We start from the raw sequence: 14,496 nt of genomic DNA on the forward strand, positions 1-14,496 counted from the left end.
CCTCAGAATCCGCGGGCCCTCACGCCACCTGGATCGTCCAGATCGCGTGCATGCGCCACACCATGACGGCCACCGCCAGTGCGGCGATCCCCATGATGACCGTGCTCCAGCGGCTGCGCTCCACCAGCGCCCACCCGACCCCCGCGATCGGTAGCAGCGCCGCCGACACGAGGTACACCCAGAACTCCAGCGCACTGCCGGTCGGCGGGTTGCCCGCGAGGGGCGCGACGATCGCGATCACGATCTGAGCGATCAGCAGCACCTCGATCAGCGCCAGCGCGCCGACGGTGAGGTCGCTGGGGCGGCGGCCGGCCAGTCCCAGCACCACGCACAGCACTCCGGCGGCGCACGCGAGCACCACCTGCACGATCGTGAACCACAGAATCACGCGGATGCCTCCTCGGGCATGTTCATGGCGCTCTTGACGTCGGCTCCCCGGCGCTCGACGATGCCCACGAGCCTCCCGTCGGGGTCGATCGCGGCGGTCGGGCTCGCCTCCAGGCGGGTCGCGGCGCCGGTCAGCCGCTTGCCGTGGCGCAGGTCCGTCGCCTCCTGGGCCGTGACATCGAAGCGACCGAGCACGGCGGTCGCGGCGGCGGCCGGGTGAAGCGGCGCCGCCTCGGCGATCGACTCGAGGGCCGCGGCATCCGTCACCGCGAACGGGCCGATGCGTGTGCGCCGCAGCGCCGTCAGGTGCCCGCCGACCCCGAGCGCCGCACCCAGGTCGCGCGCGAGAGCGCGGATGTAGGTGCCGCTCGAGCAGTCGACCACCACGTCGAGGTCGACCACGCCCGTGCCGTCGCCGGTCGCGGCGCGGCGCTCGGCAAGCACCTCGAACCGTGAGACCTCGACCTCGCGGGCCTTCAGCTGCACGTCCTGGCCCGCGCGCGCGAGGTCGTACGCGCGTCGGCCGCCGACCTTGATGGCCGACACGGTGCTCGGCACCTGCGAGATGCGGCCGGTGAGCGGGGCGATCGCCGCGGTGATCCCGGAGGTCGTGAGGTGCGAGGCATCCGTCACCCGCGTGATCTCGCCGTCGGCGTCGTCGCTGTCGGTTGCGGCGCCCAGGCGGATCGTCGCCTCGTACGTCTTGTCGAGTCCGACGATGAAGGTCAGCAGCCGCGTGGCGCCCTCGACGCCGAGGATCAGCAGGCCCGTGGCCATGGGGTCGAGCGTGCCGGCGTGGCCGATCTTGCGCGTGCCGAGCGCACGGCGCGCGCGGGCGACCACGTCGTGGCTCGTGATGCCGCCGGGCTTGTCGACGAGCAGGATCCCGGGCCGCGCCATCAGCAGAAGTCCGCGAACACGCGGCGCGGGTGCTCGAGATCGGTGTTGTCGACGATGGCGGATGCCTCGACCCGAGGGTCCGCGTCGCGAAGGTACAGCTGCTGACCCTCGTAGTACCGCGCGTTCGAGGGTGCGTGCGGGTCGGGATCGCAGCCCCGCGCGGCCATGCGGGCGTAGGCGACGTCCCACGGGACGTCGAGCCAGAGCGACCAGTTCCACAGGCCCCGCAGCTCTGGTCGGTGCAGGAAGACGCCGTCCACGACGAGCACCGCATCGCGCGGTGCCGTCACCCACTCCGACGGTGCGGGCGCGTCGCGCTGCACATCGAACGCGGAGAGCTGGAAGCCCGTCGACGCGCCCGTCTGCGCGCGGAACGGGTCGATGAGCACCCGGCGGAACGTCGCATAGTCGAACGAGTCGCGATAGAAACCCTCGGGGCTCGTGCGCCCGCGCGCGTAGCGCTCGGCGCGAGGCCGGTGGAAGTCGTCGATCGACGCATGGAAGGCCGCCGTGCCGTCATCGGCGAACACCTGCGCGAGTCCCTCGGCGAAGGTCGTCTTGCCCGCGCCGTCCAGTCCGTCCACCGCGACGATGACGCGTCCGGCGCGATTGTGCTGCCGGACTTCGTCGCGCAGCTGCCTCCAGACGGCGGTGACGGGGGTGATCGGCAGGCGCATGCTCCCAGCCTACGGTGGCCGCGGGCCGCAGCATCCGTGGAGTCCGTCATGAGGAGATCCGGGATGCTGAGGAGGGCATCGGCACCTCGCTCCTCAGATTCCCGGATGCCCTCATTTCGCAAGGTGCAATCCCTGGGCGACAGCGCGCATGATCAGGTCCTGCACCTCGTGCCATCGGTCCACGACTTGGGCGTAGCCCACCCGCACCACGTGGTAGCCCATCAGCGCGAGCGCGGCATCGTGCCGGTTGTCCTCGTCCCGCTGCGCGCCGACATGGGTGCCTCCGTCGATCTGAAGCACCAGTCGCGCGCCGATCAGGAAGTCGACGCGATGCCCGTCGATCCACACCTGGGGCACGATCGGCAGCCGCATCCACTTCAGCCGTGGCGCGACGAACGACTCGAGCCCGGAGTCCGACCACGGCGTCGCCGCCGCGCATACCGCTCGCGCCGCGGGACCGAGCCGAAGCCGCCGCATCGCCTCATGGCTGACGAGCCGCTTGCGCATGGCAGACTCCCACACCGCGAGCGCCTGTTCGTGCGGACGGCAGCCGGCGATGAGCACGAGGACGTTCTCGATCGGGTCGAACAGAGCATCAGGATGCCTCGGCACGGCCGGCACCGACCAGTGGACGTGCTCGCGCGTCGTGCGCACACCGCCCGCGTGCGCGGGAGCCGCGACGTGCGTGACGCCGTCGTCGAGCACCCAGAGTCCGAGGCGGCGGGCCTGAGAGACGCAGGTGACCACCACGCCGGCCCGTGCCGCGTCGGTGAGGAGCGGGTCGGCGCCCGGATGGGCGACCCATCCCTTGCGCACGCGCACGAGCGCGCCCTCCGCCACCGCCCGCGCGATGTGGTGGTCCGAGAATCCGTCCGCGCGCAATGCGCGCGTGCGATGGACGCCGACGCCCGCGCGCACCCGTGCCTGCAACCGAGCAACCGAGTCCATCCGGCCATGCTCGAGCACGGCATCCGCTCTTGCTGCCCGTCCACGGACATCTGTGGATGGCCGGCACCGACGCTGACCTGGGGAGGAGCCGTCCGCGCGGACCGATCCGAGGAGATCCGGCGTTCCGAGGAGGGATCGGCACGAATCCCTCCTCGGTTCGCCGAAAACCCTCGGTTCCCGCGTCCCCGCCTAGGCTGAAGCGCATGCCCGCCCTCGATGCGCTCATCGCGTGGTACCGCGACAACGCGCGCGACCTGCCGTGGCGACGGCCCGGGTTCGGCGCGTGGGGCGTGCTGGTGAGCGAGTTCATGCTGCAGCAGACCCCCGTGAACCGGGTGATCCCGCATCTGCAGACCTGGCTGGAGCGCTGGCCGACTCCGTCGGCGCTGGCGGCGGATGCCCCGGCCGACGCCGTGCGACAGTGGGCGAACCTCGGGTACCCGCGGCGCGCGCTGTGGCTGCACCGCGCGGCGGTGCAGATCCGCGACCGGCACGACGGATCAGTCCCGCGCGAGGTGGAGGCGCTGCTTGCCCTCACCGGGATCGGGGACTACACCGCGCGGGCCGTGGCCGTCTTCGCCTACGGCGACCGGCATCCCGTGGTCGACACCAACACGCGGCGCGTGATCGCCCGCGCGATCGAGGGCAGATCGCAGCCCGGGCCGCCGAGTCGCCGCGACCTCGAAGCGATGTCGGCGCTCCTGCCGGACGGCGCCGCCGAGGCCGCGATCGTCAACGCCGCCGCCATGGAACTCGGCGCGACCGTCTGCACGGCGCGGACCCCGCGCTGCGGGGAATGCCCCATCGCGCACACGTGCGCGTGGCGGCTGGCGGACTACCCCGACACCGGCGACCGGCGGCGCCGGCAGGCGCGTTACGAGGGCAGCGACCGGCAGGCGCGGGGTGCGGTGCTCAGGGCGCTGCGGGATGCCCCGACCCACGAGGTGCCGCAGGACCGCGTGATCCCGCACTGGCCGGACGCGCGCCAGCGCGATCGCGCAATCGACTCGCTCATCGCGGACGGCCTGGCCGAGGCCTGGGCAGGGATGCTTCGGCTCCCGACGTGAGGCGGGATTCCCGCGCTATGGGAATTCAGCGCCCGTCGAAGTGCGATCGGCGTACCTTCACGACCATGAAAAGCCTCGTCGTCTACGAATCGATGTTCGGCAACACCCACGACATCGCCGAAGCGATCGCGATCGGCCTCGCCGACACCGGGGACGTCGACATCCTCGACGTCTCCAACGCTCCGACAGACCTCGCCGGAGTGGACCTGCTCGTCGTCGGCGGGCCGACCCACGCGTTCTCGATGTCGCGCGAGAACTCGCGTTCCGAGGCCGTGAGCAAGGGCGCGACGGATGCCTCGACCACCGGCATCCGCGAATGGCTCGACGCCCTCCCGGCGCAGGGCCCGCACCCGCCCTTGGCGACGTTCGACACGCACGCGAAGCAGCGGTGGATCCCCGGCTCGGCGGCGAAGGCCGCCGCAAAGGAGGCGAAGCATCACGGTCTGCGCGCGGTCGCGAGCGAGAGCTTCTACGTCGAGGGGACCGAGGGTCCGCTCGCCGAGGGAGAACTCGAGCGCGCCACCGCGTGGGGTCGCTCGCTCACCGAGGCCTGACGGCCCCGGATCGGCGCCCTACTCGGCGTCTTCGAGTTCCCGCGGCTTGACGTACGGGTCCTCATCGCCGGCGTAGGACGCACCCTCGGCGATGCCGGAGACCCTCGCGTCGCGCTCGCGCGCCTCGCGCAGGAGGTCCTCGATGTGCCCGGCGTTCTCGGGGATCGCGTCGGGGATGAACTCGAGCGTGGGCGTCAGCCGCACGCCGAGCTTGCGCCCGACGTCGCTGCGCAGCATGCCGGTCGCGGCGCGCAGCGCCTCGCCGGAGTCACGCCGCTCCTGCTCGGTCCCGAGCACGGTGTAGAACACCGAGGCGTGCTGCAGGTCTCCCGTCACACGCACGTCGGTGATCGTGACGAATCCGAGGCGCGGGTCGCGCAGGCCCTTCTCGAGTCGCTCTGCAATGAGCACACGGATGCGGTCGGCCAGTCGTGCCTGACGTTCGTTCGACATTTCTCTTCTCTACCCTCTGCCTAGGTGCGGGGGTTCCGGCCGCGGATGTCTCGATGCGAGCATCGGGGTGCCCGCGAAGGGCTCCGCTCTGCCAACAGCGAGACATCCACGACCGGAGCCGACCTCAGCCCCTGGGCTTCTCCACCATCTCGGTGGTCTCGATCTCGTCGCCCACCTGGATGTCGTTGTACTTGCCGAGGCCGATACCGCACTCGAAGTCCGTGCGGACCTCGGTGACGTCGTCCTTGAAACGGCGCAGCGACTCGATCGCCAGGCCGTCGGCGATGACCACGCCGTCGCGGATGACGCGCGCCTTGGCGTTGCGCGTGATCGTGCCCGAGCGGACGATGACACCGGCGATGTTGCCGAACTTCGAGGAGCGGAACACCTCGCGGATCTCGGCCACTCCCGACCGGACCTCTTCGTACTCCGGCTTGAGCAGGCCCTTGAGCGACTGCTCGACGTCGTCGATCGCGTTGTAGATGACCGAGTAGAACCGCACGTCCACACCCTCGCGGGAGGCGCGCTCGCGCGCCTTCGTGTCGGGGCGGACGTTGAAGCCGATGACGATGGCGTTGTCGATCGTCGCCAGGTTGATGTCGGACTCGGTGATCGCACCCACACCGCGGTGGATGATGCGCAGCTGGACCGAATCGTCGACCTCGATCTTCAGCAGCGACTCCTCGAGCGCCTCGACAGCACCCGACACGTCGCCCTTGATGATGAGGTTGAGCGATTCGACCTTGCCCTCTTCGAGAGCGCGCGTGAAGTCCTCGAGCGAGATGCGCTTGCGGGCCTTCGCGAGCTGGGCGTTGCGCTCGGCCGCTTCGCGCTTCTCGGCGATCTGGCGGGCCGTGCGGTCCTCTTCGGTCACGATGAACGTGTCGCCCGCGCGGGGCACGGAGTTCAGACCCTGCACCTGGACCGGACGCGACGGGTATGCCTCGTCGACCGCATCGCCGTTCTCGTCGATCATGGCGCGGACGCGCCCGTAGGCCGTTCCCGCGACGATCGCGTCGCCGACGCGGAGGGTTCCGGACTGGATCAGCACCGTGGCGACCGAGCCGCGACCCTTGTCGAGCTTCGCCTCGATCGCGACGCCGCGGGCGTCCTTGTTCGGGTTGGCCGTGAGGTCCAGGCCCGCGTCGGCGGTGAGCAGCACCGCGTCGAGGAGCTCCTGGATGCCGGTGTTCTGGCGTGCCGAGACATCCACGAACATCACGTCGCCGCCGTACTCCTCGGCGACCAGTCCGTATTCGGTGAGCTGCTGGCGCACCTTCGCCGGGTTCGCCTCGGGCTTGTCGACCTTGTTGACCGCCACCACGATCGGCACGTTCGCCGCCTGGGCGTGGTTGAGGGCCTCGACCGTCTGCGGCATGATGCCGTCGTCCGCGGCGACCACGAGGATCGCGATGTCGGTGACCTGCGCACCACGGGCACGCATAGCGGTGAACGCCTCGTGACCGGGGGTGTCGATGAAGGTGATGGCGCGCTCGATGCCCTCGTGCTCGGTCCACACCTGGTACGCACCGATGTGCTGCGTGATGCCGCCGGCCTCGCCCGCGACCACGTTGGTCTGACGGATGGCGTCGAGAAGTCGCGTCTTTCCGTGGTCGACGTGACCCATGACGGTCACCACCGGAGGCCGGATCTCGAGGTCTTCCTCGCTCTCGGCCTCGAGCTCGGCCTCGAGGTCGAGACCGAAGCCCTCGAGGAGCTCCTTGTCTTCGTCCTCGGGCGAGACCATCTGGATCTTGTAGCCGAGCTCGGCGCCGAGGACCTCGAACGTGGCCTCGTCCAGCGACTCGGTCGCAGTGGCCATCTCGCCCAGGTTGAACAGGATGGTCACGAGCGTGCCGGGCTGCACGGTGTAGCCGCGCAGCGCCTCGAGCTTGTCGGCGAAGTCGGCGATGGAGGCACCGCGACGCAGGCGGATGATCTCGCCGTTGCCCTTCGAGACGTTGACGCCGCCGACGACCGGCGCCGACCGCATCTCGAACTCCTGCCGCTTCGCCCGACGCGACTTGCGCTGCTTGGACTTGCCGCCGCCCTTTCCGAAGGCACCCGCGGTGCCACCGCCGGGACCGCGACCACGACCGCCGGGGCCACCGCCGCCGGGACGGGCTGCGAAGCCGCCCGCGGGCGCTCCGGGGCCCCCGGGACGCTGGAAACCGCCGCCGCCGGGACGACCGGGGCCGCCCGCGCGCTGCTGGAACGGCGCGCCGGGACGACCGCCGCCAGGACGACCTGCGCCACCGGGGCGCGGGGCGCCCGGACGCGGGGCGCCGGGACGCGGCGCCTGCGGACGCGGGATGTTGCCGGGCGACGGCCGCTGACCCATGCCCTGCGCCGACGCGAACGGGTTGTTGCCAGGACGCGGTCCGGACGGGCGCTGGCCCATGCCCTGCGCCGACGCGAACGGGTTGTTGCCAGGACGCGGCGTGCCGCCCGGACGCGGGGGCTGCGGGGTGGGGCCGCCGGGCTTGGCGGCGCCGGGGGCGTCCGGGGCGGCGGGCGCCGGGGACTTCGCCTCGGCGGCCGGAGCCGCGGGCGCAGCCGGCGCGGGCGCCGGGGCGGCCTTGGGCGCGGACGGGGCTGCCTTGGGCGCTGCCGGACCGGGCTTGGCCGCGGGGGCGCCCGGCTTCGCCGGAGCCGCGGGGGTGGCTGCCGGGCGCGCGGGACCGGGGCGACCGGCGGGTCGCGCGGATGCCGCGGGGGCAGCGGCCTCAGCCGGCTTGGCGCCGCTGTCGGCCTCGAGCGCCGCGCGCAGCTTGCGCGCCACGGGAGGTTCGATGGTGGACGAGGGGCTCTTGACGAACTCGCCGAGCTCTTTCAGCTTCGCGAGGGCGACTTTGCTGTCGACGCCGAGCTCGGAAGCGATCTCGTGCACACGGGGTTTGGCGTTTGCCACAATTCTCCTGTCTGGGGCCCACCCGGACAGGGCAGACCACTAGTCGCGGACGGGTCTCATTTCGAGCCGTTCACTTTGTTTCCATAGCCGTTCAGCCGTTTCTCGATGGTCTGCGTGTCAAGCGGGCCTGACACACGCAATGCCCGAACGAACGCGCGGCGCCGGATCGCGGCATCCACGCATTCCTGCGCCTCATGCACCCACGCACCCCGGCCCGGCAAGACCGCACGCTCGTCGGGGACAAGGACGGAATCTATGGAAACAACCCTGAGCAGGGCCGTTCGAGGGGCACGTGCGCGGCAGCCGACGCACGTTCGTACGGCAATCATTCTATACCCCGGCGCTGAGCAGTGCTCGCGCGTCAGGCATCCTCCAGGATGCTGTCCGGCTGGATGTCGATCTTGGCGCCGGTGAGCTTGGCCGCCAGGCGCGCGTTCTGCCCCTCTTTGCCGATCGCGAGCGAGAGCTGGTAGTCGGGCACGAGGGCGCGCACGGCCTTCGCGGACGGGTCGAGCACGAAGCTCGAGGTCACCTTCGCCGGCGACAGCGCGTTGGCGACGAACTTCGCCAACTCGGGGTCGTAGTCGACGATGTCGATCTTCTCGCCGCCGAGCTCTTCGGTGACCGCGCGCACGCGGCGGCCGAGCTCGCCGATGCAGGCGCCCTTGGCGTTGATGGACGGGTCGTTGGCCTTCACCGCGATCTTCGAGCGGTGACCGGCCTCGCGAGCCAGCGACACGATCTCGACCAGGCCGTTGGCGATCTCGGGCACCTCGAGCGCGAACAGCTTGCGCACGAGCCCGGGGTGGGTGCGCGAGACGGTGATCTGCGGGCCCTTCGTGCCCTTCGCGACGCTCGTGACGTACACGCGCAGGCGCGCGCCGTGCGCGTAGTCCTCGCCGGGGACCTGCTCCTCGGGGGGCAGGATCGCCTCGACCGAGCCGAGATCGACGTGCACCATGCGAGGGTTGGGACCTTGCTGCACGATGCCGGCGACGATGTCGCCCTCCTTGCCGCGGAACTCGCCCAGCACCGCGTCGTCGGCGATGTCGCGCAGACGCTGGCTGATGACCTGCTTCGCGGCGAACGCGGCGATGCGGCCGAAGTCGTCGGGGGTCGTCTCCTCCTCGCCGATCACGGCGCCCTCTTCATCGAGCACGGGGACGAAGATCGCGACGTGGCCCGTCTTGCGATCCAGCTCCGCGCGCGCGCCGTCAGGCAGTTCGCCCGACGGCGAGGTGTGCTTGGCGTACGCGGTCAGGATCGCCTGCTCGATGATGCGCACGAGCTCATCGAAGGGGATCTCCTTCTCGCGCTCGATCGTCCTCAGCAGTGCAAGATCGATGTCCACAGATGACCTCCCTATTCAGCTCTCGCCGCGCCTCCACGCGCACGGCATCCAGACAACGTTACCCGATGCGCCGCCCCCGAGTGCTGGGAGGATGCCGCGACGCACGCCGGCCGCCCGTCGAGCCTTCCCGGCCGTCCGACGAGGACCCTCCTGAACACCACCACCGGCGTGTCGCTCGCCGGCGGCGGGCTGGGCGTGCGGCTCGGAGCGGAACTGCTCCGAGCCGCACGCGAGGTCAGGGGCGCAGGCGCGCGACCGCTTCGGCGGCGGGAACGACCTCGCGCTCACCCGTGCGGCGATCCCACAGCTCGACCTGGCCGTCGGCGGCGCCGCGGCCCACGATGAGGATCTTCGGGACTCCGACAAGCTCGGCGTCACCGAACTTCACGCCCGGCGAGACCTTCGGCCGGTCGTCGTAGAGCACGTCCAGGCCCGCGGCCTCGAGGTCTGCCGACACAGACTCGGCGAGGTCGAAGGCGACCGCGTCCTTGCCCGTGGCCACCACGTGCACGTCGAACGGCGCGACCGCCGACGGCCAGACGAGCCCCTTGTCGTCGTTGTTCAGCTCGGCGATGATCGCGAGGATGCGCGTCACCCCGATGCCGTACGAGCCCATCGTGACGGTGACCAGCTTGCCGTTCTCGTCGAGGACCTTCAGGCCCAGCGCCTCGGCGTACTTGCGGCCGAGCTGGAAGACATGCCCGATCTCCATGCCGCGCGCCAGCGACACGGGGCCCGAGCCGTCGGGGGCGGGGTCGCCCTCACGCACGCTCGCGACCTCGACGAACCCGTCGGCGGTGAAGTCGCGGCCGGCGACGAGGGTGTGCACGTGCTTCTGGTCGATGTTGGCGCCTGTCACCCACGCGGTGCCGTCCACGACGCGAGGGTCGAGGAAGTACCGGATGCCGGTGGCCGACTGCTCACCGAGGATCGCGCCGGTCTCGGACCACGGCCCGATGTAGCCCTTCACCAGCAGCGGATTGCGCTCGAAGTCCTCGGGTGTGGCCGCCTCGACCTCGGCCGGGGCGAAGGCGACCTCGACGCGCTTGTCGTCGACGTCGCGGTCGCCCGGAACGCCGACGACCACGAGTTCGCGCGATCCGTCGAGATGCGTGAGGGCCAGCACGACGTTCTTGAGGGTGTGAGCGGCGGTCCACTCCGTGACGCCGGCGGTGGCGGCGCCCGCGATGCCCGCGGCCGGCGCGTCCAGGTGCGCGTTCGTGTGCGCGACCAGCGTCTCGATCGTCGGCGTGTCGGGCGAGTCGAAGATCACGGGGGCGCCGATGCCGTCGAAGGGGATCGGCTCGGGCGCGACCGTCGTGAACGCCTCGACGTTGGCGGCGTAGCCGCCCGCCGACCGCACGAAGGTGTCTTCACCGACCGCCGTCGGGTGCAGGAACTCCTCGGAGCGCGAGCCGCCCATGGCGCCGGCATCCGCCTGCACGATCACGTACTCGAGACCCAGCCGCTGGAAGATGCGCTCATACGCGTCGCGCTGGGCCATGTAGCTCGCGTCGAGACCTGCGTCGGACGCGTCGAACGAGTACGCGTCCTTCATCGTGAACTCGCGGCCGCGCAGCAGGCCCGCGCGGGGGCGCGCCTCGTCGCGGTACTTGTCCTGGATCTGGTAGATCGTCAGCGGAAGGTCCTTGTACGACGAGTACAGGTCCTTCACGAGCAGCGTGAAGGCCTCTTCGTGCGTGGGGGCGAGCAGGTAGTCGGCGTCCTTGCGGTCCTTGAGCCGGAAGATGCCGTCGCCGTACTCCTCCCAGCGACCGGTCGCCTCGTAGGGCTCGCGCGGCATGAGCGCCGGGAAGTGCACCTCCTGGGCGCCTGCGGCCGACATCTCTTCGCGGATGATCGCCTCGAGGCGGCTCTTCACCCGCAGGCCCAGCGGCAGCCACGCGAAGATGCCTGGCGCCTGGCGGCGGATGTATCCGGCCCGGACCAGCAGCCGATGCGAGGCGACCTCGGCGTCGGCGGGGTCCTCGCGCAGCGTGCGGAGGAAGAAGTTCGACAGACGTGTGACCACGAGCGTCAAGCTTAGTCAGGGCGGATGCCGCCCCCTGCGTCTCCTCCCCCGGGTCGGCGAGGACGGCCCACAAGGCGCACGCGGCGACGAGCACGAGGTCGACGCCGACCAGGGGCGGCCGGGGCATCCGTCACGAGCTCTGCCGGGACCGCCGCCCGATGTGCATCACCTCGCGCACGACGAGCCCCGCGACGAGCGCCCAGAAGGCCGCGCTCACCCCGGCGATCGCGACGCCGGAGGCGGCGACGAGGAACGTGACGACGGCGGGAGGGCGCTCCCCCGGGTCGTCGATCGCCTGCTGCACCGCCGAGCCGAAGGCGCCCAACAGCGCGATGCCTGCCACTGCCGGGATGACAGCCTCGGGCGCCACGACGACGAGTGCGACCAGCGCGGCCGACAGTCCCCCGAGCACGATCCCCGTCACGCCGTTGGACACGCTCGCGACCCACCGCCGCTTCGGATCGGGATCGGCGTCGGGCGCGGCGGCCAGCGCCGCGCTGATCGCGGCGAGGTTGATCGCGTGCCCTCCGGCGGTCGCGCCGAGCGCCGTGCCGACGCCGGTGACGAGCATGGCGGGACGCCACGGGACCGAGTAGCCGAAGCTGCGCATGATCGCGACGCCGGGCACGTTCTGCGACGCCATCGTGACGAGGAACAACGGCAGCGCGAGCCCCACGACCGCGCCGGCCGTGAGCGTCGGCATCGTGAACTCGAGCCGCGGGACGAGCAGGGCCGGGTCGGGCGAGGCGCCGCTGGTCGCCACGTGCACGCCGACGACGACCGATGCCGCCACGAACGCGAGCGGGACGGCCCACCGCGGCGCGAATCGGGTGAACACGAGCCAGGTCGCGATCACCGGCACGACCCCCCACGGGTTCACGACGATGCCGGTCACGGGCGCGAGGCACAGCGGCAGCAGGACGCCCGCGAGCATCGCCTGCGCGATCGACGGCGGGATGCGGGCGATGAGGCGTCCGAGATACGGCCACAGCGCCGTCAGCAGGATCAGCCCCGCCGTGACGAGGAACGCGCCCACGGCGGCGGGCCAGCCTCCCTCGACGGCGCCCGTCGCGGCGAGCACCGCCGCGCCGGGAGTCGACCACGCGATGGTGATCGGCATACGCAAGCGCCACGCCAGCACGATCGATGCGACGCCCATCGTCAGGCACAGCACGAGCAGGCCGCTGGCCGCCTGCGCGTGCGACGCCCCGACCGCGTCGAGGCCGGTCAGCACGACGGCGAACGAACTCGTGACGCCGACGAGCGCCGTGACGATCCCGGCGACGATCGGGCGTGAGAGCGGGGCCCGGGGCGCGGGGTCGGCGGCATTGGTCATGGGACTCACGACGCTAGCGGATCGGCCGCGCCGGGTGAGGTCAGGCGGTGACGACCTGCGCGGTGCCGACGGGGGCGCCGGGGCCCATCTCGTCGGCGAGGCGGTTGGCCTCTTCGATGAGGGTCGCCACGATCTCGGACTCGGGCACGGTCTTGATGACCTGGCCCTTCACGAAGATCTGCCCCTTGCCGTTGCCGGATGCCACGCCGAGGTCGGCCTCGCGGGCCTCGCCCGGGCCGTTGACGACGCATCCCATCACGGCGACCCGCAGCGGGACGGTCATGTCTTTGAGGCCCTCGGTGACATTGTCGGCGAGCGTGTAGACGTCGACCTGCGCGCGCCCGCACGACGGGCACGACACGATCTCGAGCTTGCGCTCGCGCAGGTTCAGCGACTGCAGGATCTGGTGGCCGACCTTGACCTCTTCGGCGGGCGGCGCCGACAGCGAGACGCGGATCGTGTCGCCGATCCCCTCGCCAAGGAGGATGCCGAAGGCCGTGGCCGACTTGATCGTGCCCTGGAACGCGGGGCCCGCCTCGGTCACGCCGAGGTGCAGCGGCCAGTCGCCGCGCTCGGCGAGCAGGCGATAGGCCTTCACCATGACGACCGGGTCGTTGTGCTTGACCGAGATCTTGAAGTCGTGGAAGTCGTGCTCCTCGAACAGCGACGCCTCCCACACGGCGCTCTCGCACAGCGCCTCGGGTGTCGCCTTGCCGTACTTCTCGAGCAGGCGCTTGTCGAGCGAGCCGGCGTTCACGCCGATGCGCAGCGACACCCCCGCGGCCTTCGCGGCGGCTGCGATCTCGCCCACCTTGTCGTCGAACTGGCGGATGTTGCCCGGGTTCACGCGCACCGCGGCACAGCCGGCGTCGATCGCCTGGAACACGTACTTCGGCTGGAAGTGGATGTCGGCGATCACCGGGATCTGGCTCTTGGCCGCGATGATGTGCAGCACGTCGGCGTCATCCTGCGACGGCACCGCGACGCGCACGATCTCGCAACCCGAGGCGGTGAGCTCGGCGATCTGCTGAAGGGTCGCGTTGATGTTCGTGGTCGGCGTCGTGCACATGGACTGCACGCTCACCGGCGCGTCGCCGCCGACGAGCACCTTGCCGACCTTGATCTGACGACTCTTGCGGCGGGGGGCGAGGACTTCCGGCACGCGAGGCATCCCGAGATTGACTGCTGGCACCCGTCAAGCCTACGCCGGACGACCGAGCCGGGACTGGCCGCAGACCGCGCGGAGGCGCGTCCCGCGCGTGTGGGCGCCTCGTCGCGGGTCGCCCCGACCCGCCGGGGTCGTGCGTGACCCGGTCCAGCCCGGTGGCAGCCGCCTCGACCCGGCTCGCTCACCCGCCTCCCGCGTTGCGCGGCGGCACTCCGAACCACAGCTCGTCGAACGCGCTGCCGTCGAAGAACGCGAGGCCATCGACGATGCGTCCGTCTCGCATCCGAAGAATCCACGCGTAGGTGTTCTCGTACGGCGTGCCGGCGACGGTCGTCCCGGCGCCGTCCCACACCACCACGACCGTGCCTGCGTCCTCCAGCACCGACCGGATGCGCACCGGCCGGAACGGGTGATCGGCGGGGAATCGCCACGCGAAGGGCTCGAGCACTCCGGCGACGAAGTCCGCGGCGCTCGCGTAGCGGCCTGACACCGCCGAGCGACCGGCGATCTCCCACGTCATATCCTCGGCGAAGAGGCGAGAGACGTGCCCCTCTCCGTTCGCCCACTCCTCGAAGGCGTCCTCGACGACCCGTCTATCGCCCACGGGATCCCCCTTGTGCCCCTCCGCGGCCCGGGCGGCACCGCGGGCGAACGTCCGCTCCCACGCCCATGCACCCCTCCGATCCGCCGAGGGCTGGCCCCGGCATCCCGC

Annotated in this window: 14 protein-coding genes; 2 read left to right on the top strand and 12 right to left on the bottom strand. The window is 71.3% G+C overall.

Annotated elements, in window-relative coordinates; translation table 11 throughout:
- Nucleotides 1-19: 19 nt before the first annotated feature.
- The 4 genes from AB1K54_RS04875 to AB1K54_RS04890 form a co-directional block, all read right to left on the bottom strand.
- The gene (locus AB1K54_RS04875) at nucleotides 20-388 is read right to left on the bottom strand and encodes a hypothetical protein (protein WP_371201594.1); all 369 of its coding nucleotides are present in this window, start codon (nucleotides 386-388) and stop codon (nucleotides 20-22) included.
- Entirely contained in the window at nucleotides 385-1,287 is a 903-nt protein-coding gene (gene truB, locus AB1K54_RS04880; RefSeq protein ID WP_371201595.1) for a tRNA pseudouridine(55) synthase TruB, read from the bottom strand. Before truB ends, AB1K54_RS04875 begins: the two co-directional genes overlap by 4 nt.
- Nucleotides 1,287-1,964, bottom strand: coding sequence for a uridine kinase (locus AB1K54_RS04885; protein ID WP_371201596.1), 678 nt, complete (start codon nucleotides 1,962-1,964; stop codon nucleotides 1,287-1,289). Before AB1K54_RS04885 ends, truB begins: the two co-directional genes overlap by 1 nt.
- 111 nt (nucleotides 1,965-2,075) lie before the next feature.
- Complete coding sequence (locus AB1K54_RS04890) at nucleotides 2,076-2,912, bottom strand: endonuclease domain-containing protein (RefSeq protein WP_371201597.1); 837 nt, start codon at nucleotides 2,910-2,912, stop codon at nucleotides 2,076-2,078.
- 203 nt (nucleotides 2,913-3,115) lie between these two features.
- Here AB1K54_RS04890 and AB1K54_RS04895 point away from each other — a divergent pair, with 203 nt between their 5' ends.
- Together AB1K54_RS04895 and AB1K54_RS04900 are read left to right on the top strand one after the other, a co-directional pair.
- Nucleotides 3,116-3,979 (top strand): A/G-specific adenine glycosylase, encoded by an 864-nt coding sequence (locus AB1K54_RS04895; RefSeq protein WP_371201598.1) that lies wholly within the window; start codon nucleotides 3,116-3,118, stop codon nucleotides 3,977-3,979.
- 65 nt (nucleotides 3,980-4,044) lie between these two features.
- Nucleotides 4,045-4,533: a flavodoxin family protein gene (locus tag AB1K54_RS04900; protein ID WP_371201599.1), complete on the top strand. Its 489-nt coding sequence runs from the start codon at nucleotides 4,045-4,047 to the stop codon at nucleotides 4,531-4,533.
- 18 nt (nucleotides 4,534-4,551) lie between these two features.
- Here AB1K54_RS04900 and rbfA read toward each other — a convergent pair whose 3' ends face one another.
- The 8 genes from rbfA to AB1K54_RS04940 form a co-directional block, all read right to left on the bottom strand.
- Nucleotides 4,552-4,986: a 30S ribosome-binding factor RbfA gene (gene rbfA / locus AB1K54_RS04905; protein WP_371201600.1), complete on the bottom strand. Its 435-nt coding sequence runs from the start codon at nucleotides 4,984-4,986 to the stop codon at nucleotides 4,552-4,554.
- Nucleotides 4,987-5,110: 124 nt separating this feature from the next.
- Nucleotides 5,111-7,876, bottom strand: a complete 2,766-nt coding sequence (infB, locus tag AB1K54_RS04910) for a translation initiation factor IF-2 (RefSeq protein WP_371201789.1) — start codon at nucleotides 7,874-7,876, stop codon at nucleotides 5,111-5,113.
- 77 nt (nucleotides 7,877-7,953) lie between these two features.
- Nucleotides 7,954-8,226 (bottom strand): YlxR family protein, encoded by a 273-nt coding sequence (locus tag AB1K54_RS04915; RefSeq protein ID WP_371201601.1) that lies wholly within the window; start codon nucleotides 8,224-8,226, stop codon nucleotides 7,954-7,956.
- Between the two features lie 32 nt (nucleotides 8,227-8,258).
- Entirely contained in the window at nucleotides 8,259-9,248 is a 990-nt protein-coding gene (nusA, locus tag AB1K54_RS04920; protein ID WP_371201602.1) for a transcription termination factor NusA, read from the bottom strand.
- A gap of 235 nt (nucleotides 9,249-9,483) precedes the next feature.
- Entirely contained in the window at nucleotides 9,484-11,280 is a 1,797-nt protein-coding gene (locus AB1K54_RS04925; RefSeq protein ID WP_371201604.1) for a proline--tRNA ligase, read from the bottom strand.
- Between the two features lie 130 nt (nucleotides 11,281-11,410).
- Complete coding sequence (locus AB1K54_RS04930) at nucleotides 11,411-12,616, bottom strand: benzoate/H(+) symporter BenE family transporter (RefSeq protein WP_371201605.1); 1,206 nt, start codon at nucleotides 12,614-12,616, stop codon at nucleotides 11,411-11,413.
- 40 nt (nucleotides 12,617-12,656) lie between these two features.
- Complete coding sequence (gene ispG, locus AB1K54_RS04935) at nucleotides 12,657-13,787, bottom strand: flavodoxin-dependent (E)-4-hydroxy-3-methylbut-2-enyl-diphosphate synthase (protein WP_371201790.1); 1,131 nt, start codon at nucleotides 13,785-13,787, stop codon at nucleotides 12,657-12,659.
- Nucleotides 13,788-13,965: 178 nt separating this feature from the next.
- Nucleotides 13,966-14,388, bottom strand: coding sequence for a nuclear transport factor 2 family protein (locus tag AB1K54_RS04940; protein WP_371201606.1), 423 nt, complete (start codon nucleotides 14,386-14,388; stop codon nucleotides 13,966-13,968).
- Nucleotides 14,389-14,496 lie beyond the last annotated feature (108 nt).

Source organism: Microbacterium sp. BWT-B31 (assembly GCF_041379855.1).
Lineage (GTDB): Bacteria > Actinomycetota > Actinomycetes > Actinomycetales > Microbacteriaceae > Microbacterium.